Genomic DNA, 19,429 nt, shown 5'->3' with positions numbered 1-19,429 from the left:
GTACGGCGCAGCCGGAAAACGCCCAAGCGGGAATAGCTCAGTTGGTAGAGCGCAACCTTGCCAAGGTTGAGGTCGCGAGTTCGAGACTCGTTTCCCGCTCCAAGTTTTCAATCATCCGAATCCCAAGCGGGAATAGCTCAGTTGGTAGAGCGCAACCTTGCCAAGGTTGAGGTCGCGAGTTCGAGACTCGTTTCCCGCTCCACTATCCACTTATTGATTCGGGTGCTACGCGGGAATAGCTCAGTTGGTAGAGCGCAACCTTGCCAAGGTTGAGGTCGCGAGTTCGAGACTCGTTTCCCGCTCCAAGTTTCAGCGATTTGGCCGATACAGTCGGCCAAAAGCTAATTTGGCGGGATAGCAAAGTGGTTATGCAGCGGCCTGCAAAGCCGTGTACGCCGGTTCGATTCCGACTCCCGCCTCCAAAATACCAAAGTGAATGTAAACCGCAGGCAACAGCCGTTGCGGTATCGGTTTAAACAAACCATACATCAATCAGCACGGCGGGGTGGCAGAGTGTTTATGCTGCGTGGGGTGCAACCCGCGCATAGGCCGGTTAAAATCCGCGCCCCCGCCTCCAATCATCCAGGCTGACAAACCGCAGCCCGGCCCGAGTGGTGGAATTGGTAGACACAACGGACTTAAAATCCGTCGCTCCTTAATACGAGCGTACCGGTTCGATTCCGGTCTCGGGCACCACAAAAAACATTGTTTTCCAATACAAAAACCCGCTCTGCTTTGAGCGGGTTTTGCTGTATTCTTGGTTTTGTTCTACATTTTATGGCTTGTTCTACACTTCTGCATTTTATCGCATGAAAGCACGATTGCCCGTACACTTTACCGTTTATTCTGCCCCCGTGAGAAATCGGTATAGTGGATTAACAAAAATCAGGACAAGGCGGCGAGCCGCAGACAGTACACACGTTACGGCAAGGCGAGACAACGCCGTACTGGTTTTTGTTAATTCACTATAATCAAACCATGGCAGACATAATTCATAATTATGCAATTACTCCAACTGAAAAAGGCTACCTGAAAACTTTAGCTTCGCAGAAACTCACTGCGTTCGTTTTCAGGTAGCCTTTTCTTCATTCACACCATCAACTCTTATTCAGCCCCGCCCTCCCCTTGCGGCTGTGTCTGGTTTGCAGGAGCGGCGGGATTGAGGCTTTGCGTGAGGCCGTTGATGTCGCCGCCGCTCAAGCCCAGCTCTTTGAGCAAACCGTCCACCAGCGGGGCTTGGGCGCGGTAGCGCAGGGCGCTGTTTACCACTTGGTCGGACAAAGCCGCATTACCTTGGGCGTTGGGGCTACCTGAAACACCGTCTGCGGCAGCACCGCTGAATCCGCCCAAGCCGTTGACTTGCAGAATCTTGATGTCGTCGATGTTTTCCATCGGGCGCACGGATTCGCGGATGATGTCGGGCAGGTGTTTCAAGAGGGCGAGGCGCACTTGCATTTCGACTTGCTCGACGCTCAGGACGTTGGCGGCTTCGTTTACGGCGCGGGTACCTTCGGCATCGACTTTGTATTGCTGCTCTTGCGCTTGCGCCAGCAGCACTTTGGCATCGGCTTCACCTTTGGCTTGTAGGCGTTGTTTCTCAGCTTCGGCTTCGGCGGCGATGCGCACGGCTTCGGCACGGTCTTGCGCGGCCTGTTTCTCGGCTTCGGCGGCGACGGTGAGCGAAATCGCGTCTTTTTGCGCGGCTTCTTCGGCGGCAATCAGTTCAACCGCTTTGGCACGCTCGGCGCGTTCGGTTTCGCGTACGGTAATCACGCTCTCTTCTTCACGCACGGCGGCGGCGCGGGCTTTGTCGGCCTCGGCTTTGGCTTCGGATTCGGCACGCGATTTTTCGGCAACGGCGATGGCGCGGTCTTGTTCGGCAAGCTCGATGGCTTTGCGGCGCTCAACCTCCGCCTGCTCGACGGCTTGGGCTTTGCGGATGTCTTCGTTTTTAATGTCGCGTTCGGCGGCGATGCGTTTCAAATCCACTTCGCGTTCGGCGGCAATTTTGGCTTCTTCCGCCTCGCGTTTTTTCTGCGCTTCCTGCTCGGCGATGCTGGCTTCCTGTTCGGCGCGGCGTACGGCAATTTCGCGTTCTTGTTCGAGTTTGGCGTATTCTTCTTCGCGCGAGATTTTCAGGCGTTGCTGCTCAGCTTCGAGGTTTTTGGTTTTAATCGCCAAATCGGTGTCTTGTTCGATTTCGTTGCGTTTTTTACGGCGGCCTTCGATGGTTTCGGTCAGTTTGGTCAGACCTTCCGCGTCAAAGGCGTTTTGCGGGTTAAAAAACTCGAAGCTGGTCTGGTCGAGGCCGGTCAGGGAAACGGTTTCAAGTTCGAGGCCGTTTTTAAACAAGTCTTCGCTCACGACTTGTTGCACTTTCTGAACGAAATCAACACGTTTTTCGTGCAGCTCTTCCATCGCCATTTCGGCGGCAACGGCGCGCAGGGCATCGACGAATTTACCTTCGACAAGCTCTTTCAATTCGTCGGGCGACATGGTTTTCATACCCAGCGTTTGCGCGGCGGTGGCAATGCTCTCGGCGCTGGGTTTGACGCGGACGTAAAACTCTGCCATCACATCGACGCGCATCCGGTCGCGGGTAATCAACGCCTGCTGCGCCGCGCGGCGCACTTCGAGACGCAATGTGTTCATGTTGACGGGGATGATTTCGTGCAGCACCGGCAGCACCATCGCACCGCCGTTCATGATGACTTTTTCACCGCCGAAACCGGTGCGTACGAAAGAAACCTCTTTGCTGGCGCGGCGGTACAGTCTGGTGAGGATAAGGCCGAGTACGAACAGAGCGACGAGTATCACGCCGGCAATGGTGGCAATGGAAATAAGGTTCATGGTTTTCCTTTCTGATGCTTGGATTGATAAATGCCTATACAGGCCTCGTGTGTTTTTATAGCGAATTAACAAAAACCAGTACGGCGTGGTCTCACCTTGCCATAACGTGTGTACTGTCTGCGGCTCGCCGCCTTGTCCTGATTTTTGTTAATCCGCTATAGCTTCACAGAAACTCAGCCTTGCTTTGCAAGACATCCTTTTCAGGTAGCCTTTATCCTGTGAGGCTACCTGAAAATCTTAGCTTGAACGAAGCTAAAATTCTTTGCTGCATAGCGTTTGCCTTAAAGCAAACCATTTCTTAAATTTAAAACGATTGCGGGCGCATAAAAGCAAGTTTTGTTTTCAGGTAGCCTCAAGCAGCCAAAAGGCTACCTGAAAACCATAAAGCTCCATCAAACCACCATGCCCGCCATTGTCCCCCAAAATGCTTCTCGGTCAGCCCCGGTTTCTGCAAACAGCAGGCATTTTCAATTTTTCGCCATGATGTATGTAACCAGATTGCAACAAAATACTTCTTTACACGAAAAATTGTATCTTAAAAACAAAAATATAAAGCAAACATCATTTTACGCAGATTGCCAAATTTCCATCAGCCACTAAAATGCCAATCGTTCTCAATGCCTTGTTTATTAACCGATATGGCAGCAGGTTCAACCTAACTGCCTGTTTTTTGTTTGTCTTTTTTATCTTTAAGGGAACTGCCCCATGAAACAACCGCGCACACACCTCAAAGCCCTCATCCTCGCCCTTGCCGCCATCGGCAGCCCCGGCCTGCTTTATGCCGAAGGCACGAATGAGGCACAGCCTGCCCAAGGGCAGGAGCAACAGGCCGACAGCACCGACAGCGCCGAGCTCGAAGCCATTGAAATCACCGCCCGCCGCCGCTATGCCAGCGGCTACCAGCCCATTTCCGCCGATGTCATCGGCGGCGGCAACACCCCGCTGCTCGAAGTACCCCGTAGCGTAAACATCGTTACCCCCGCCGTGCTGGAAGACCGCCGCCCCGGCTCGCTGGACGAAGCCCTGCTCACCGTGAGCGGCATCCGCCAAGCCAACACCCTGGCCGGCACGCTCGAGGCCGTAGTGAAACGTGGCTTCGGCGACAACCGCGACAACTCCGTGCTGCGCAACGGCATGCAGATGACCCAAACCCACGTATTCAGCCCAACCGCCGAGCGCGTGGAAGTGCTCAAAGGCCCAGCCTCCACACTCTACGGCGTGCAAGACCCCGGCGGTGTGGTGAATGTGGTAACCAAACAGCCGCAGCTCAAACCCGCCCGCTCCGTGAGCACCAGCTTCGGCAGCCACAGCGCCCGCCAAGTGGGCGTGGATTTCACCGGCCCCATCGGTTCCAGCCAAAGCCTGGCCTACCGCTTCATCGCCGACTACCGCCAAAGCGACTACTGGCGCAACTTTGGCGAAATCAAGCAAACCACCATCGCCCCCTCGATCAAATGGATTGGTGAGCACACCACCATCACCGCCGCCTACGAATACTTAGACTACACCGTGCCCTTCGACCGCGGCACCTTCCTCGATTCCACCCGTGGCGCAAACTACGGCAAGCCCCTCGCTATTCCCGCCGAACGCCGCCTGGACGAGCCTTTCAGCGAGCAGAGCGGCAAAAACCATATGTTCCAGTTCACGCTCGACCAATATTTGAGCGAACAGTGGAAAATGCGCCTGAACTACGGCTTCACCTACCATACCTACGACGACTGGAAAGCCCGCATTGCCAACACCGCCGCCGGTATCAACACCACCACCGGCACGGTGCGCCGCCGCATCGACGGCACGCAGGATGCCCGCTTACGTGTGCATAACCTGGCCTTAAGCTTCAAAGGCGACGTGCATACCGGCAGCGTACGGCACAAACTCGGCTTCGGCCTCGAAGCCATGCACAACGACCGCCTGCTGGGCAAAATCTATCAAAGCCCCGCCAACAACTACACCATCAATATGTACAACCCGGTGTATGGCCGCATTAGCCCGCAGCCCGGCGTGAACACCATCGACGGCCAAGGCAACAACACCCAGCAAACCGAAATCCTCAAAACCTTCGCCCTGTATGCCAACGACGATATTCATTTCGGCGAAAAATGGATTGTGTCTGCCGGCCTGCGCGCCGAGTATTTCGACCAATACGCCGGCCGAGCCAACCGCAATTTCGTATTCAAAGCCAACACCGACAACCACGGCTGGAACCTCTCGCCCTCGCTCGGCGTAACCTACCGCCTCACCCCGCAGTGGTCGCTCTATGGCAGCTACGCCACTTCCTTCCGCCCGCAAGTGTCCATCGCCAACGAAATCCCCGGCGATGCCAAGCCGGAGAAAGGCCGTTCGTTTGAAATCGGCGCCAAATTCGCCGGTGAACGCCTCTCTGCCGCCCTAGCCGCATTCCACATCATCAAACAAAACGTTAGCTACAGCGTCACCTCCGGCGGCCAAACCGAAACCCGCTATGCCGGCCGCGCCCGCTCCATGGGCTTTGAAGCCGAAATGGGCGGCCAGATTACCGAGCGCCTCGGTGTGAACGCCAACTATGCCTACACCGAAACCAAGGTGCTGGAAGCCGAAGCCGCCGCCCAAGGTCTGCCGCTGAACAACACCCCGCGCAACCAATTCGGCCTGTACCTGACTTACGACTTCGGCAACGCACTGGGCGGCAACTGGCGCGCCGGCATCGGCGCCAAATACAACGGCGCATGGTACATCGGCAAAAATGCCGCCAGCGGCGACCGCCTGTGGAAAATCCCTGCTGCCACCGTGGCCGACGCCTTCGTTTCGTATGAAGCCAAGTTCGGCGGCAACAAGCTCAACGTGCGGCTCAACGGCAAAAACCTGACCAACCGCCTGTATTACACCTCCACCGTGGGCTCTTCTGCGCAATACCCGATGATTGCCATCGGCAACCCGCGCGAAATCAGCGTTTCCGCTAAGTTTGAGTTTTAAGCATTTGGCCACGGCATAACGCCCGATAGAGGCTACCTGAAAAATGTCATCCCACTTTTCAGGTAGCCTTCCGCGCTGTTTGGCGAATACGCTTCCTGCCTTGCCGTTTTGATTTTTCAGGTAGCCTTTCTGGTAGGCAAACCGGAAGGCTACCTGAAAAATAAAGTTATCCAACCCAACACCACATATGAAACAAGAACAATGGAAAATCGAGCTCCTGAACAGCCCGCTGTGGCTGGTGCAGAGCTTTTTCGGCGTATTGCTGTTTTGCCTGATCGCCGCCTTTCTGCTGCACCGCACTGCTTTCGGCCAACGCTTCGAGCGCATCCTGCGCCCCTGTTTGGCACGCAGCAACCGTATCCGGGTGTGCCTGCTTTTGGCCGCGCTGCTCTTGATGGTGCTGCTCGAAGTGCGCATCAGCGTGCTCAATTCCTTTTTCTACAAAGGCCTCTACGATTCCCTGCAAGACCGAGCCGCAGCCGCCTTCTGGTTTTTCGCCGGCATCAACAGCGCCTTGGTGGTGTGCAAAATCATCCATGCCCTGGCCGACGAACTACTCGAGCAAGTCTTTATGATCCGCTGGCTGGAAAAACTCAACGCCGCGCTCACCCAAAGCTGGCTCGCCCATAAAAACTACTACCGCCTGCACATGCGCCGCCACGCACCCGACAACATCGACCAACGTATCCAGCAAGACGCGCAAGACTTCATCGCCTCCACCGCCGAGCTCGTGCGCGGCCTGATCAACGCCATCGTTTCCACCATCGAATTCACCGTCATCCTCTGGAATCTCTCCGGCGTGCTCAGCGTATTGGGGCTGGAAATCCCGCGCGGCATGGTAATGTTTATCTACCTCTTCATCCTCTTTGCCACCGCCACTTCCGTGTGGATCGGCCTCCCCTTGGTGAAGCTCAACTTCCAAAACGAACACTTCAACGGCAACTACCGCTACGCCCTCGTGCGCGTGCGCGACCACGCCGAGAGCATCGCCTTCTACAACGGCGAGGCCGCCGAAGGGCGCAACCTGCGCCGCCACTTCGCCCACATCATCCGCAACCGCTGGCAGATTGTGTTCCGCAGCCTCGGCCTCAACGGTTTCAACACCGGCATCACCCAAATTTCCAACCTGCTGCCCCTCATGCTGCAAGCCCCGCGCTTTTTCGCCGGCCAAGTGAAAATCGGCGATATGCACCAAACCGTGCAAGCCTTCAACCGCCTGCAACGCGCCCTATCCTTCTTCCGCAACTCCTACAAAGACTTCACCGCCTACCAAGCCCGGCTCGAACGTCTCGACGGCTTCTTCCAAAGCATGCAAAACCACCTGCCCTACCGCCAGCCGCAGCATGAAGCCGAAAACTGCATCCTGCAGGCCGACAAGCTCACCCTGCACCGCAACAACGGCGACATCCTGCTTTCCGACGTTTCCTTCCGCGCCCAAAGCGGCGACTCCATCCTCATCCGCGGCCCATCCGGCTGCGGCAAAACCTCATTACTGCGCGCCCTGGCCGGCCTCTGGCCCTTCGGCAGCAGCGGCCACATGGCCGGCCCCGCCCGCGAACACATCCTCTTCGTGCCCCAGCGCCCCTACACCCCGCAAGGCAGCCTGCGCCGCGCCATCTGCTACCCCAACATCCGCCCCGACGAACACCAGCTTGCCGCCGCCCTCGAAGCCTGCCGCCTGGGCTACCTGAAAGAACTGCTCGACACCGAAGACGACTGGCAACACAAACTTTCCCCCGGCGAACTGCAGCGCATCGCCTTCGTGCGCATCCTCATCACCCGCCCCCGCCTCGTGCTGCTCGATGAGGCCACCGCCGCGCTCGACGAAGAAACCGAAGCCGCCCTCTACCGCCTGATCCGCCAAGAGCTGCCCGACAGCATCATCGTGAGCATCGGCCACCGCAGCACCCTCAACGCCTTCCACAACCAAATCATCTGCGTGGGCGAAACCCTGATCGACTGCAGCACAAGCAGGATTTGAAATACCGGATTGTTAAAGAACACATATTTGCCAACCAAGCAGCCGCTAAAGGCTACCTGAAAACCGAAAACCCATACACATAACCGCACAAGGCAAGCAAGCCTTTCCCCATGCAGGGTTTGCCATTTCCTTTTTTCAGGTAGCCCGAACCAGATAGGCTACCTGAAAAAAGAAAGGCTACTTAAAACCCCTATCTCTCCCTACTCCCAATCGGAACACGCGGCAATCCGGTGTAGCGGGAAATTTTGTATTGCACCGCCTCCAGCTTATTCAATCCCCTCGATGCAGCGCATTCCGCAATCATCAAATCATGCTGCCCATCCGCCCCCGCCAACCACAACCGCTCATAGCTGCCCCAGCCCAAAGAAACGTTGTGTATCCGCTCCCCCGACACCGCAGCAAAAGCCGAAATCGGATACTCCGACAACTCCCGCCAGCCCCAACGCCAATAGCCGTGCAGCAATACCCCACGCACCACATCCAAACGCAGAATCTTCTCGGCAGTCAGCTCCCGCCACCACCGCTCCAGCAGCTTCCACGCCAATATCCCGCACAGCAACAGCAGCACCCCACCAACCAACTTGCCCTGCCACGCCTGCCCCGGCCGCAGCAAACCCGGCACCAGCAGCCACACGGCAGGACAACCCAACAACAAAGCCACCCCCCACACCAGTACCCCCTTCAGCCAGCATTCCGCAGCAGAATACGGATAAAGCCAAATCACTTTTCCGCTCTTCTCTGTCATTTCCTCTTTCTCCCACCTCACCCGAAACCGATATTTTCAGGTAGCCCCTTCCCTGTCTTCACTCACATACTCCAGCAGCGGCAGCCCGGTGGCTCGGCTAATTTGTTTGGCCGCTATCTCCGCCGTCTGCCGGTTGTTGCGCAACAGAAAATCCGCTTCCATCAGCCGCACGTTTTTGCCGCCCGCCTTGCCTGCCAGCCAGATTTCGCTCAAATCCACGCTCACGCCGTTGCACCGCACGCGGCTGTAAATACCGCAAAACTCCGATAGCGCATAGCGTTTTTCAGGTAGCCACTTGAAACTGTGCAGGCGGTACACAATCAATTCGTCTCCCGGCACGCTGTAGCGTACTTTGCGCAAAGTATGCCAACGGTGCGCCAGCCGCCCGGCGATAAACAGCAGCGCCACCAGCCAAAACAGCCGCCAGCCGACCCCTCCCCCGACCCACACCATCCCAAACGCAAACAGCAGGAACAGCAGGCGCGAGAGCAAAGTGCCGACCGAATACACGGCAAACTCCGCCCCGTCCGCAAGCTTCGGCGCGGCACGTTCCGGCAGCTTCGGCTGCGGCTCGTGTTCCGCCTGCCGTGCTGCCGCCAGCGCGGCTTTGATTTCCGAGGGCTGCCGCCAAGCAGTTTGTGTTTGCGCCGTTTTCCGGCCGCGCCACGCACGAAACACCCCGCGCACTTCCGACACCGCCACCGCCAACAGCCCGAGCGCCAGCAGCCCCGCGCCGAAATACAGCGGCTTGGGCAGGCCGCCGCTTTGCCAATCCGCCGCCAAACGCAGCAACCAGACCACCAGCCAAGTCCACAACCCGGCCGCCGCCAGATTCACCGCCTGCCGCCACGCAGGCAGCGTTTTCACCCGCAAGGGCTGCAACTGCGCCGGATTGGCCGCCGTTTCTTCTTGCGCGCAGATTTCCGTGTTGATGACAGGGCGGTTGGCCAAACCCGTAGTGCGGGCAATATGGCTTTGGATATCGTCCAAGCCTTGCAGCGAATTTTTGTGCGGCAGGAAATTTTCCTCCAGCAGCAAATCATTTTGCCCGTTTGCCGATTCCAGCCACAAGCGCCCGTAGTAGCCGCGGTAATCGTCCCGCACCTTCTCCGCAGCCACCGCCGCAAACATCGAGAGCGGATACTCCCGCTGCGCCTGCCAGCCCCAACGCCAGCGACCGTGCAGCAGCACGCCGCGTTCCGTGTCCAACCGCAGAAAGTCCCGCGCCGTGAACATGCGCCAATACAGGAAACCAACCAGCGCCGCCCCGCCGAAAAACAGCAGCACCATTGCCAAACGAAGCGCCGTGCCCACCCCGTCGCCGGAAATGTCCGACAGCGTATCCAGCCCGATAATCAGCGGCAGCAATACCCCTGCGCAGACCACGCCGATTTCCAGCATCAAATCCTTAGATGCAGCCGGATACAGCATCACAATTTTGCTTTTATTCTGTTGCATGGTTTCCTCTTTAATATACGGCAGGCTACCTGAAAATGTTGCGGCATCTGTTTTGGACACTGCAGAAATTCGGCTGTTATTTTCAGGTAGCCTTACCGGATTCCAGCACAGGCAGCCCGGTGGCTTGGCTCAAATCTGCCAAACCGGCCGCAAAGCGTTTCTGCAGCGCACCCGTGCCTAAAAATATCCTGTCCAGCAGCACATCCTGCCCGCCATTTTTGCCCGCCAGCCACACTTCGGCAATCGAGCCCTTGCCGCTGCGATACAGCCCGGCAAATCCGTCCAAAGGATAACGAGCTACCAACCGCCAGCCGCGCAGCGACACGGCATATACCAGCAGGTAATCCTCCGCCGCGCGGTAACGAATTTTGCGCTGCTGCTGCCAAAACCGGCTCAAGAAAAAACCGCTCAGCAGCAAACCGCTAATCTGTTGCATCCGCAGCGCGGTATTCGCCGACCCCGTCAGACAAGAGCAGGCCATCAGCAGCCACGCCAACGATGCCGCCGTCAGCAAACCCAACTGCCGGAACACCAGCTCCGTATCGTGCCGGCTGGAAGGCTCGGCTCTGGGTGGTAAATTTGGCATGGTATGAGCCATGTTGTCTCTCCTATTTAGCTTGCCGCTTTAACTCCGTTGAAGCTCCGCTTTCAGGTAGCCTTAATCCACCAAACTCCCGCTCGGATTCAAAATCGCCTTAAACGTATTCCCCTCCAGCGACACCAAAAGCACCGCCTCGCCCTGTTTCAGCACGCCTTCGCCGTCAGGCTCGGCCATCACATAATGCTGCTGCCCGTAGCCGTCTTTCACCCGCACCTGCGCCGGGCTGCCAGGCCGCGCCTCGCCCAGCACCACCGTGCCCACGCGCCCGATCAGGCTGTCTTGCGAAACGGCGGTGGTTTCGTCTTTGGGCATGATTTTGTAGAGTCCGCCCGCCGTAAGGCGCACCAGGGGCAGCGTGAGAAACAGCGCCGCAGCCGCCGCCAGCCAAGCGTTCAGGTAGCCGCCAAACAGCCCGGCGCACACGGATTGCAGCACATAGCCCGCAAGCCCGAACACGGCGAGAAACACCACCAGCAACATCATCAGCGGCACGCGCCCCACATACAGCCAATCCAAAAAGCGCACCAACGCGCCCGCGCCTTCGATACCGCCGTGCAAATCGCCATCCAAATCCGCTTCCACCAGGCTATCGGGCAACAGGTTATCAAGCCAGTCAGTGAAGCCGCCTGCCAAAAGCGAGAGCAACTCTAAGAGGCCGAGCATCAACATCAGGGCGATGGCGATGCCGAAAATTTCGGTTTCGGGGGCATTGATTAAATTCCACATGGCGGGATCTTTCACGGGTTGTCGGTTAATCGGGTTTCGCTTTCAGGTAGCCTTAAGGTGGAGGAAAGAGGCTACCTGAAACCATATTTCTATTTCATTTAATCTCTCGCAATGGCACACGCTGCCGCCCCTGTTCGTCAAAATTCCCTTCGGCCAGCCAGCGCTGCATCCGCTGCTTCACCTGCGGCCAGTCTGCATCCAGCATGGCAAACCAGGCGGTGTCGCGGTTGCGGCCTTTATACACCACCTCCTGCCGGAAAATGCCTTCGAAACGGAAGCCCAATCGCTCGGCGGCGCGGCGCGAGGCTTGGTTCAGCACATCGCACTTCCATTCGTAGCGGCGGTAGCGCAGGGTTTCAAACACATATTGCGCCAGCAAAAACTGCGCTTCGGTGGCGATGCGGCTGCGCTTGAGCCGTTCGGAATAAATCACCCAGCCCACCTCGATTACGCGGTTGGCGGTATCCGCGCGTTGCAGCGCCATGGTGCCGACCGCCCGGCTGTCGGCCTGGTCGATGATGGCGAAGTAATACGGGTCGGCCGATTGCTCCAGCCGTTGCAGCAGCGCGTCCAGTTCGGCAACGCCCGCCACGGGGTTGAGCGAAAGATAGGTCCAATTTTGCAATGGCGAATCAGGGCCGTACACGGCATACAGATCCGCGCCGTGCCGCGCGGCGGAAAGTTTTTCCAAACGGCAGTAGCGGCCGGAGAGCAGTGCGGCAGACGGGCGCTCGCCGGGCGTGTGGCCGGGCAGGCTTTCGCCTATGGGTTGGTTGAATTCGTTGACGGGCATGAGTTTCGCCTTTGGTTATGGGTGAATAGCAGGCTACCTGAAAATATAGGTTTTCACTTAACAAAAGTTTTCAGGTAGCCTTTTCATTTAAGGCCGGGTTTGCGGCACTTGGTAGGGGATGAGGTTGTCTATGCTGTCCAGCACGCTTTTTGTCCCTTCGCGGCGGATGAGCACGTCCACATGGGCGACCTTGGCACGCAGATCGGCAGGCATTGCCCGCTCGAAGGCGCGGATTTTTTCGTCTATGCCCATCCCGGCCAAAGCTTGGGCATCTTCCGGCGTTTGGTACACCCGGGCGCTTTGGAGCAGCAGATAGGCACCAAAGGCATTGAAGGGCTCGTGCTTGGGCACGCCTTGGTATTGCGCGTATTTGGAGGCCAGAAGATACATGGCCTGCGCATCGTTCTTCAGCACGGCCTGGCGATACCAATACACCGCCCATTCGTAGCTCTGCGCCGTGCCCTCGCCGGAATCGTACATCTGCCCTACCAGCCGCATGGCGCTGGGGCTGCCCTGCTCGGCGGCGGAAAGGTAGCTCTCGAAAGCATTTTGCGTTTTGCCGGTTTGATCGTTGCAAAGCGCCACGTTTTCCAGGCTGTCACGGCTGTTGAGCTGTTTGTGCGCCTGCTCGAATAGCCGGCAGGCCTTCTCTTTATCCACCGCCACGCCGCGCCCTTCGGAATAGGCTACGCCGAGGTTGTTTTGCGCTTTGGCATGACCTTGCGCGGCGGCTTTTTCATACCACGGCACGGCTTCTTTCCAACGGTTACCGCGCATATAGAGGCGGCCGGCTTCGTATTGCGCGTCCACGCTGCCCATACGGGCTTTCAACAGCAGCATAGGCGAAGGTTTGCCCACTTCGCTCCGCCAGCCCGGCACAGGCACACCGGCATTCCCGGCCACCGCCCACAATACCGTGCCGAGCACCAGCACGCCCAACACCACCGGCACGGTGCCGACGCTTTTCTCTTTTTTCACACGCCCGTTGTTTCTCATGTTTTCATTTCCGATACTGTTGATTATTGAAGGTTTGTTTTTTCAGGTAGCCCATACGGCCTGGGAAAGGCTACCTGAAAACGAACGAAGCGGGTTTCTGCAAAACCAATGCGTAGCTCAAAGATAGGCATAAGCGCAAAGGAATAACCACAGGCCGAGCGCGGGCAGCAGGATTTTCGGCCACGACGGGCTGGGCTTGCCGAGCAGGGTTTGCACAAACGACACCAACGAATACACGGCGGCGAGAATCGTCCAGAAGATAGTGAACATGGCCACGCGGGCGATGCCGTAAGACATCGTGCCGCCGGCGTTGCCCATGGCCGTCCACAGCGCGGGAATCAGCAGCCAGATGGCGGCGAGGATACCGATGTGTTTGAGTTTGGCTTGAGTATCCAATTTATCGTATGCCTGCTTCATCTTGTTTCCTTTATGGTTTCGGGCTACCTGAAAACTGTGTTCGCCCATTAGCTGAAATTAATATAAACCAGCATGCCGACCAGGGCGCTGATACCCAGCCACAGCGCGAGTTTGGTTTCCGCCCAGTAGTCTTCCCAAAACTTGCCCCGAAACAGGCTGATGATGTCGGGGGTTAAATAGAATTTCACGCATTCGGCAAATTCGTCCCAGTCTTCAAACAGCAGGGTGTAAAGCAGCGCGGCGGTAACGAGCGCGGCGGCAATGGCGTATATCATGGGCTCTCCTTGGGTGGGAATAAGCGGGGTTTTTCAAACGGCCTGCTTAGCAGGAAATTTCTCTTTCAGGTAGCCTTCTCGAGGCATTAGGAAGGCTACCTGAAATATACGCTCACTCTTTGCTGTTGGCTTTCAACGCAGCCAGCCTTTCGGCGATGCGGTTGTTGCGGCTCAAATCTTCCAGTTCTTTCAGCTTGGCCAACTGCGCCGCATCGGTGCTGCTGTGGACGGCGTTTTGCCTGCCCATCACGCGGTCGAAGGCGTTGCCGCTTTTTTCGGCATTACGGGCGATGCGGCTCAGGTCGCTGCCGCCCGATGCTTTGCCCGCGCCTGCGTTTTGCTGTGCGGTGCGCCAGTCTTGCAACTGCTGCTGCATCTCGCGCTTTTTCGCCTGCAGGGCGGCGATAAAGCCTTCAAGCTCTTTTTCCTGCGCGGCACAGTCGGCAATGGTGTTTTCCAACACGGGCAATCGCGCTTCGATGTCCATCTGCTCGGCAATGCCCGCCTCGGCCAAGTCGTCGCGCCCGGCCGCCACGGCGGCTTGCAGGTTGGCGTCGATGGCTTCGTGGCGGTTGCTCTCATCGGCCATTTTCTTGGAAGCAAGATGCTTCTGCGCCAGCACTTTGCCCAGCTCGGCACGCACTTCGTCCACCGCGCGTTCGATTTCGCGGATGCTCTCGTTCATCACGGCCTCGGGCGCCAGGTTTTCCGCCGCGTCAATCAAGGCATGAAAACTGCCGCTCACCAAACGGCCGACTCTACGGGATAGGGTTTCGCTCATTTTTGATTTCCTTTCTGCTTAGATGATTGGTTTTAAGTCTTCGATTCGCACTACTTGCCATGTGTGATTTCTTCTAATTCGCCGTTTGCGCCGATAACTGCACGGAAGCTGCCGCCCAACGCTTTCGGCGGCTTACCGCTGATAATCCAGCGCTCTCCGTCTTTTTCTACCCGATATGGTTTCTGCGCTTGGGCAGTTTGTGCACCGTAGTGCTGCACCACATAGTTTTCGGCCAGCTGCATGGCTTGCGACTCAGTCAGCATCTGCGTGCCGCCGCTCGTACCGAATGCAATGGAGGGGAGGATTAATACGCCGGCAAGCAGCAATTTATGAATGTTCATTTTTCAATCAGCCTTTCTTTATACGTCTCAAACCTCGCCCGCCTGCTGCACAATCTTCGCCAGTTTCAAAGTATTTTCAAGCTGTTGCAATACAGTATCGTCGTACGCCGCGCCTTTGCCGGTAACGGCCAGCTGCAGGATGCTGTCGGTAAGGCGTACGATGCGCCGCATCAGTTCGCACTCGTATTGTTTCAAATCGGCTGCCTGCGCGTTTTCCGGCAGGTCGGCGGCCAGCGTGGCGGCAAGGTCGGGCAGCTGCTCGAACAGCCGCGCCACAATGTGCGAATGGATGCCCCATTCTTTCTCGGCGTGCAGCACGTCGCGGCGGGCTACCTGAAAAAACTGCTCCTGCGCAGCCAGTGCGGTGCTGTAATCATGGGTTTGACTGTGGGCAAGCCGCGCTTGCGTAAGCAGCTCACGGATTTTCTCCGAAGGCGTATTCGCGCCTTCTATTTTTAATTCCGCAATGAAATCTGCGTCTTCCTGCGATATTCGCACGCTAATCGGAATTCGGTTGGCTGCTGCCATATGCAATTACCTCTCTTTGTATTCATTTGTATTCAAATATAACCAAGATGGATTATATGTGCAATATATTTCTACACACCTACAATAAAATCCAATCAATATACTGATTATAAAAAGAAAAATATTAAGCATACATTTGCATACACGCAACATTCAAACCCAGCCGCTTCCATTAGCCGTATTCCCAGCCTTTGGTATAAAATAGCTGCTTGAATACGGAGGCAAATATGGCAGGCAAAAACACACACGACGAACACCACATGCGGCTCGACAAATGGCTGTGGGCGGCGCGTTTCTTCAAAACGCGCGGCATGGCGCAGAAACACATCGAGCTCGGGCGTGTGCTGGTGAACGGCGCGAAAGTGAAGAACAGCAAAAACATCGAGCCGGGCGACACCATCGACCTCACGCTCAATTCCCTGCCCTACAAAATCACCGTGCTCGCGCTCAACCACCAGCGCCGCCCCGCCCCCGAAGCACGCGCCCTCTACGCCGAAGACAGCGCCACCGCCGCCAAACGCGAAGCGCAAAAAGCGCTCGACCAGGCCAGCCGCATCAGCGCCGCCTACCCCGACGGCCGCCCCACCAAACGCGACCGCCGGGAGCTGGACAAACTCAAACGCGGCTGGCAGGAATAGCATCAAAGGCTACCTGAAAATCCGTCTATACCTTTTCAGGCAGCCTCTCAATATCTCTTCCACCAAGCGCAAAGGAAAGCATTATGTCCACAGAAAAAGCCCTCTCCGGCAGCGTTAAAGCCCTCGGTGCACTGCTCGCCATCGGCCTCGTGGCCGCCGCCTTCGTGTTGGGCGGCCAGTTTAAAAATTTCCGCCAGCCCGGCACGATCACCGTAAAAGGCTTGGCCGAACAAACCTTCCAGTCCGACCATGCCCGCTGGAATACCGCCGTGAGCGTACACGGCGCCAGCTATCAGGAAGTGCTCGACCGCCTGAACCAGCAACGCCCCAAACTCGAACAATTCCTGCGCAACCAAGGCTTTGATGCAGCCGAGATCCAAACGGCCGCTCCCGAAATCAGCCCCGCCTTCTTAGTGGAACACGATGCCCACGGCAACGAAATCCGCACCCCCAACGGCTACGACGGCAAGCAGCAGCTCACCGTGGCCAGCAGCAAACTCGACCGCATCCAAAGCGCCCACCAAAACATCCTCGCCCTGCGCGCTGGCAACGACGCTATCGATTTCGAAGCCCCGCAATACCTGCTCGGCAACCTCGAAACCATCAAACACAGCCTGATTAAACAGGCCACCGAAGACGCCCGCCGCCGCGCCGACGAATTCGCCTCCACCGGCGGCGGCAAAGTCGGCGCCATGCGCTCCGCCTCGCAAGGCTCGTTCAACATCTACGCCGACAGCGGCAGCAGCGGCGACGACGAATACGGCGGCAGCTACGACAAAACCACCGTCGGCAAACAAGTGCGCCTAGTCGTAACCATCGAATACGCCATCGAATAAATCCACGCCGCACTCGCCAAGGCTACCTGAAAGCACCGGCTTCAACGAAGCCAAAACCAGCGGAGCAAGTTTCTAATCCCCGCATGCTTTTCAGGTAGCCTGTTATATAATCCGCCCAACCACACCAACCCAAGGAATGCCAATATGAAACTCGACAACCAGCGCAGCAGCAGCAACATCGAAGACCGCCGCAGCCTTGGCGGCGGCGGTGGTGGCGGGGGCGGCGGCAAAATGGGCCTTGCCGGCCTGATTATCGTGCTCATCGGCGCCTATTACGGCGTGGATTTGAGCGGCCTCACCGGCGGCGGCATCCAGATGCCGCAGATGCAACAGCAACAGCGCACCGTCAGCCCCGAAGAAGAGCAGCTGGCGCAGTTCTCCTCGCAAATCCTCGCCACCACCGAAGACGCCTGGGGCGAATATTTCCGCAGCCAGGGCAGGCAATATGTGCAACCGAAAATGGTGCTCTACCGCGGCAGTACCCCCACCGCCTGCGGCACCGGCCAATCCGCGATGGGCCCGTTCTACTGTCCGGCCGACCAAAAGGTTTACCTCGACCTCTCGTTCTACGACGACATGAAAAACCAGCTCGGCGCAGCGGGCGACGCGGCCTTTGCCTATGTGATTGCCCACGAAGTCGGCCACCACGTGCAAAACCTCGACGGCACCATGGAGCGCGTAAACCGTGCCCGCGCCCGCATGAGCGAACGCGATGCCAACCGCCTCTCCGTGATGGTGGAGCTGCAGGCCGACTGCCTGGCCGGGGTGTGGGCCAACCGTGCGCAAGCACGTCAGCTGTTTGAGCAGGGCGACTTGGAAGAAGCCTTCAACGCCGCCGAAGCCGTGGGCGACGACCGCCTGCAACAACGCAGCCGCGGCTACGCCGTGCCCGACAGCTTCACCCACGGTACTTCCGCCCAACGCCTGCAATGGTTCCGCCGCGGCCTGCAAAGCGGCGATCCGGCGCAATGCGACACTTTCTCCTCTCTGTAAACGCCAGCTCAATACCAAAAGGCTACCTGAAACGGTGTATTCCGATTTTCAGGTAGCCTTTTTCATCAGGGCGACGCGGTGGATACCGAAGCATCTGTCGCTGCTTCTATCGAGTGCCTACACCCTGCCAAGCCTTCACCGCAACATTCATCAGGGCAATCCGCCCCGCTTAACGCAATTTGCTATTTAATTCCAAACCTGCGCCCCAATCCGGCAAACAGGCTACCTGAAAACCCGTCTGCGGGGCGTAAGCGCCTTGATGGCGGGTTTGCTTTTCGCAGAAACCGTTTTTCAGGTAGCCTTATCAGATGCAATTTTTGGCACAAAAGGCTTGTCAAACGCTTTGCTTCGAGAGTATCTTTTACGCCTTAGCACAAATCACAAGGAAATATCATGGCAAAAGCAGTTCCTGCCGTTTTCGGCAGCGTTTTCCACCGCGAGATGCCGGTGCTGGTTTTTTCCGATGGCGCATGGCAGCCGGTGCGCTGGCAGCCTTCCGATTCGCTCTCCCTGCCGCCGGGCGCACACGGCCTGCATTACGGCAGCGAGTGTTTTGAAGGGCTGAAGGCCTTCCGCCAGCAAAACGGCCGCATCGTCATCTTCCGTCCGGAAGCCAACATCGCCCGGATGCAGCAGAGCGCCAAACTGTTGGAACTGCCTGTGCCGGATGCGCAGGCCTTCCTCTCCGCCATGCTGGAATTGGTGGCGCACGCGGCCGACGAAGTGCCGGATGCGCCCGCCGCCATGTATCTGCGCCCCACGCTGATCGGTATCGATCCGGTAATCGGCAAGGCCGGCGTGGGTTCATCCACGGCCATGCTGTATATTTTGGCTTCGCCGGTGGGCGACTATTTCAAAGTGGGTTCGCCGATGAAGCTGTTGGTGGAAACCGAACACATCCGCTGCGCGCCGCACATGGGCCGGGTGAAATGCGGCGGTAACTACGCCTCCGCCCTGCAAACCGTGGTGCGCGCCCGCCAGCAATACGGCGCCAACCAGGTGCTGTTCTGCCCGAACGGCGACGTGCAGGAAACCGGCGCTTCCAACTTCGTGCTGATTAACGGCAACGAAATCATCACTAAGCCGCTCACCGACGAATTCCTGCACGGCGTAACCCGCGATTCCGTGTTGCGCGTGGCCGCCGATTTGGGCTACCAAGTGAGCGAGCGCAATTTCACCGTGGCCGAATTGCAGGCCGCAGCAGAAAATGGCGCGGAAGCCATCCTCACCGGCACGGCAGCCGTGGTGTCGCCGGTAACTTCTTTAGTAATCAACGGCAAGGAAATCGTGCTGCAAAGCCAAGAGCGCGGCACAGCCATCCGCAAGGCGATTACCGACATCCAATACGGCCTGGCCGAAGACCGCTACGGCTGGCTGGTGCCCGTGCCCGAGCGCTGATTGGCTGTTTGTTCCACCCGCTGCCGCATAGTTAAGCGGAGCGAAAACATGTTTTCAGGTAGCCTTAATCCTTTTTATGGTTCAAAGAGTTTGGGGCTACCTGAAAATTTTTCAGATTTG

Annotated in this window: 18 protein-coding genes and 5 tRNA genes; 11 read left to right on the top strand and 12 right to left on the bottom strand. The window is 57.5% G+C overall.

All coding sequences use genetic code 11. The features are described 5' to 3' along the window. Nucleotides 1–26: 26 nt before the first annotated feature. The 5 genes from ELB75_RS06045 to ELB75_RS06025 all read left to right on the top strand — a co-directional run bounded on the left by ELB75_RS06045 (nt 27) and on the right by ELB75_RS06025 (nt 696). Nucleotides 27–102, top strand: a tRNA-Gly gene (locus ELB75_RS06045). 24 nt (nt 103–126) lie between these two features. After that, nucleotides 127–202: transfer RNA gene (locus tag ELB75_RS06040), tRNA-Gly, on the top strand. A 27-nt stretch (nt 203–229) separates the two neighbouring features. Further along, a tRNA-Gly gene (locus ELB75_RS06035) sits at nt 230–305 on the top strand. A 43-nt stretch (nt 306–348) separates the two neighbouring features. Then, nucleotides 349–422: transfer RNA gene (locus ELB75_RS06030), tRNA-Cys, on the top strand. Nucleotides 423–605: 183 nt separating this feature from the next. After that, a tRNA-Leu gene (locus ELB75_RS06025) sits at nt 606–696 on the top strand. 408 nt (nt 697–1,104) lie between these two features. Here the strand turns inward: ELB75_RS06025 and ELB75_RS06020 are convergent. Next, a complete protein-coding gene (locus ELB75_RS06020) occupies nt 1,105–2,850 on the bottom strand; it encodes a flotillin family protein (RefSeq protein WP_126983150.1) in 1,746 nt (581 codons plus the stop codon). Nucleotides 2,851–3,555: 705 nt separating this feature from the next. Between ELB75_RS06020 and ELB75_RS06015 the strand changes: the two genes are divergently transcribed. After that, entirely contained in the window at nt 3,556–5,802 is a 2,247-nt protein-coding gene (locus ELB75_RS06015) for a TonB-dependent siderophore receptor (protein WP_126983149.1), read from the top strand. 187 nt (nt 5,803–5,989) lie between these two features. Continuing rightward, nucleotides 5,990–7,783: an ABC transporter ATP-binding protein/permease gene (locus tag ELB75_RS06010; RefSeq protein ID WP_126983148.1), complete on the top strand. Its 1,794-nt coding sequence runs from the start codon at nt 5,990–5,992 to the stop codon at nt 7,781–7,783. A 190-nt stretch (nt 7,784–7,973) separates the two neighbouring features. Here the strand turns inward: ELB75_RS06010 and ELB75_RS06005 are convergent, their stop codons facing one another. From ELB75_RS06005 to ELB75_RS05955, 11 genes are all read right to left on the bottom strand, one after another. Beyond that, nucleotides 7,974–8,528 carry a hypothetical protein gene (locus tag ELB75_RS06005; protein ID WP_126983147.1) on the bottom strand — a complete coding sequence of 185 codons (555 nt, stop codon included), beginning with the start codon at nt 8,526–8,528 and terminating at the stop codon, nt 7,974–7,976. Between the two features lie 36 nt (nt 8,529–8,564). Further along, the gene (locus ELB75_RS06000) at nt 8,565–9,986 is read right to left on the bottom strand and encodes a hypothetical protein (RefSeq protein ID WP_126983146.1); all 1,422 of its coding nucleotides are present in this window, start codon (nt 9,984–9,986) and stop codon (nt 8,565–8,567) included. An 82-nt stretch (nt 9,987–10,068) separates the two neighbouring features. Next, nucleotides 10,069–10,584, bottom strand: coding sequence for a hypothetical protein (locus ELB75_RS05995; protein ID WP_206501497.1), 516 nt, complete (start codon nt 10,582–10,584; stop codon nt 10,069–10,071). Between the two features lie 60 nt (nt 10,585–10,644). After that, nucleotides 10,645–11,313 (bottom strand): YqiJ family protein, encoded by a 669-nt coding sequence (locus ELB75_RS05990; RefSeq protein WP_126983144.1) that lies wholly within the window; start codon nt 11,311–11,313, stop codon nt 10,645–10,647. Nucleotides 11,314–11,407: 94 nt separating this feature from the next. Continuing rightward, entirely contained in the window at nt 11,408–12,106 is a 699-nt protein-coding gene (locus ELB75_RS05985; RefSeq protein ID WP_126983143.1) for a GNAT family N-acetyltransferase, read from the bottom strand. Between the two features lie 87 nt (nt 12,107–12,193). Next, a complete protein-coding gene (locus tag ELB75_RS05980) occupies nt 12,194–13,102 on the bottom strand; it encodes a tetratricopeptide repeat protein (RefSeq protein WP_126983142.1) in 909 nt (302 codons plus the stop codon). A 117-nt stretch (nt 13,103–13,219) separates the two neighbouring features. Continuing rightward, a complete protein-coding gene (locus tag ELB75_RS05975) occupies nt 13,220–13,519 on the bottom strand; it encodes a hypothetical protein (protein ID WP_126983141.1) in 300 nt (99 codons plus the stop codon). Between the two features lie 47 nt (nt 13,520–13,566). Beyond that, nucleotides 13,567–13,794, bottom strand: coding sequence for a hypothetical protein (locus ELB75_RS05970; protein WP_126983140.1), 228 nt, complete (start codon nt 13,792–13,794; stop codon nt 13,567–13,569). A 112-nt stretch (nt 13,795–13,906) separates the two neighbouring features. Continuing rightward, nucleotides 13,907–14,575, bottom strand: coding sequence for a PspA/IM30 family protein (locus ELB75_RS05965; RefSeq protein ID WP_126983139.1), 669 nt, complete (start codon nt 14,573–14,575; stop codon nt 13,907–13,909). Between the two features lie 50 nt (nt 14,576–14,625). Beyond that, nucleotides 14,626–14,916: an NTF2 fold immunity protein gene (locus ELB75_RS05960; RefSeq protein WP_126983138.1), complete on the bottom strand. Its 291-nt coding sequence runs from the start codon at nt 14,914–14,916 to the stop codon at nt 14,626–14,628. A gap of 27 nt (nt 14,917–14,943) precedes the next feature. Further along, complete coding sequence (locus ELB75_RS05955; RefSeq protein ID WP_126983137.1) at nt 14,944–15,444, bottom strand: hypothetical protein; 501 nt, start codon at nt 15,442–15,444, stop codon at nt 14,944–14,946. Between the two features lie 227 nt (nt 15,445–15,671). On the opposite strand from ELB75_RS05955, the gene ELB75_RS05950 reads away from it, so the two are divergent. From ELB75_RS05950 to ilvE, 4 genes are all read left to right on the top strand, one after another. Continuing rightward, nucleotides 15,672–16,082 carry an RNA-binding S4 domain-containing protein gene (locus tag ELB75_RS05950; RefSeq protein ID WP_240070268.1) on the top strand — a complete coding sequence of 137 codons (411 nt, stop codon included), beginning with the start codon at nt 15,672–15,674 and terminating at the stop codon, nt 16,080–16,082. An 83-nt stretch (nt 16,083–16,165) separates the two neighbouring features. Then, entirely contained in the window at nt 16,166–16,918 is a 753-nt protein-coding gene (locus ELB75_RS05945; protein WP_126983136.1) for an SIMPL domain-containing protein, read from the top strand. A 144-nt stretch (nt 16,919–17,062) separates the two neighbouring features. Then, on the top strand, nt 17,063–17,911 hold the full coding sequence (gene ypfJ / locus ELB75_RS05940; RefSeq protein ID WP_126983135.1) for a KPN_02809 family neutral zinc metallopeptidase: 849 nt from the start codon (nt 17,063–17,065) through the stop codon (nt 17,909–17,911). Between the two features lie 393 nt (nt 17,912–18,304). Then, a complete protein-coding gene (gene ilvE / locus ELB75_RS05935; protein ID WP_126983134.1) occupies nt 18,305–19,309 on the top strand; it encodes a branched-chain-amino-acid transaminase in 1,005 nt (334 codons plus the stop codon). Nucleotides 19,310–19,429: the final 120 nt, after the last annotated feature.

Source organism: Eikenella corrodens (assembly GCF_003990355.1).
Lineage (GTDB): Bacteria > Pseudomonadota > Gammaproteobacteria > Burkholderiales > Neisseriaceae > Eikenella > Eikenella corrodens_B.
The sequence above is the reverse complement of the archived record's forward strand: the minus strand, read 5'-3'. Positions and strand labels throughout refer to the sequence as shown.

Coding starts and splice junctions, on each gene's coding strand:
- ELB75_RS06020 (WP_126983150.1), bottom strand. CDS start 2,850: ATGAACCTTATTTCCATTGCCACCATTGCCGGCGTGATACTCGTCGCT.
- ELB75_RS06015 (WP_126983149.1), top strand. CDS start 3,556: ATGAAACAACCGCGCACACACCTCAAAGCCCTCATCCTCGCCCTTGCC.
- ELB75_RS06010 (WP_126983148.1), top strand. CDS start 5,990: ATGAAACAAGAACAATGGAAAATCGAGCTCCTGAACAGCCCGCTGTGG.
- ELB75_RS06005 (WP_126983147.1), bottom strand. CDS start 8,528: ATGACAGAGAAGAGCGGAAAAGTGATTTGGCTTTATCCGTATTCTGCT.
- ELB75_RS06000 (WP_126983146.1), bottom strand. CDS start 9,986: ATGCAACAGAATAAAAGCAAAATTGTGATGCTGTATCCGGCTGCATCT.
- ELB75_RS05995 (WP_206501497.1), bottom strand. CDS start 10,584: ATGGCTCATACCATGCCAAATTTACCACCCAGAGCCGAGCCTTCCAGC.
- ELB75_RS05990 (WP_126983144.1), bottom strand. CDS start 11,313: ATGTGGAATTTAATCAATGCCCCCGAAACCGAAATTTTCGGCATCGCC.
- ELB75_RS05985 (WP_126983143.1), bottom strand. CDS start 12,106: ATGCCCGTCAACGAATTCAACCAACCCATAGGCGAAAGCCTGCCCGGC.
- ELB75_RS05980 (WP_126983142.1), bottom strand. CDS start 13,102: ATGAGAAACAACGGGCGTGTGAAAAAAGAGAAAAGCGTCGGCACCGTG.
- ELB75_RS05975 (WP_126983141.1), bottom strand. CDS start 13,519: ATGAAGCAGGCATACGATAAATTGGATACTCAAGCCAAACTCAAACAC.
- ELB75_RS05970 (WP_126983140.1), bottom strand. CDS start 13,794: ATGATATACGCCATTGCCGCCGCGCTCGTTACCGCCGCGCTGCTTTAC.
- ELB75_RS05965 (WP_126983139.1), bottom strand. CDS start 14,575: ATGAGCGAAACCCTATCCCGTAGAGTCGGCCGTTTGGTGAGCGGCAGT.
- ELB75_RS05960 (WP_126983138.1), bottom strand. CDS start 14,916: ATGAACATTCATAAATTGCTGCTTGCCGGCGTATTAATCCTCCCCTCC.
- ELB75_RS05955 (WP_126983137.1), bottom strand. CDS start 15,444: ATGGCAGCAGCCAACCGAATTCCGATTAGCGTGCGAATATCGCAGGAA.
- ELB75_RS05950 (WP_240070268.1), top strand. CDS start 15,672: ATGGCAGGCAAAAACACACACGACGAACACCACATGCGGCTCGACAAA.
- ELB75_RS05945 (WP_126983136.1), top strand. CDS start 16,166: ATGTCCACAGAAAAAGCCCTCTCCGGCAGCGTTAAAGCCCTCGGTGCA.
- ypfJ (WP_126983135.1), top strand. CDS start 17,063: ATGAAACTCGACAACCAGCGCAGCAGCAGCAACATCGAAGACCGCCGC.
- ilvE (WP_126983134.1), top strand. CDS start 18,305: ATGGCAAAAGCAGTTCCTGCCGTTTTCGGCAGCGTTTTCCACCGCGAG.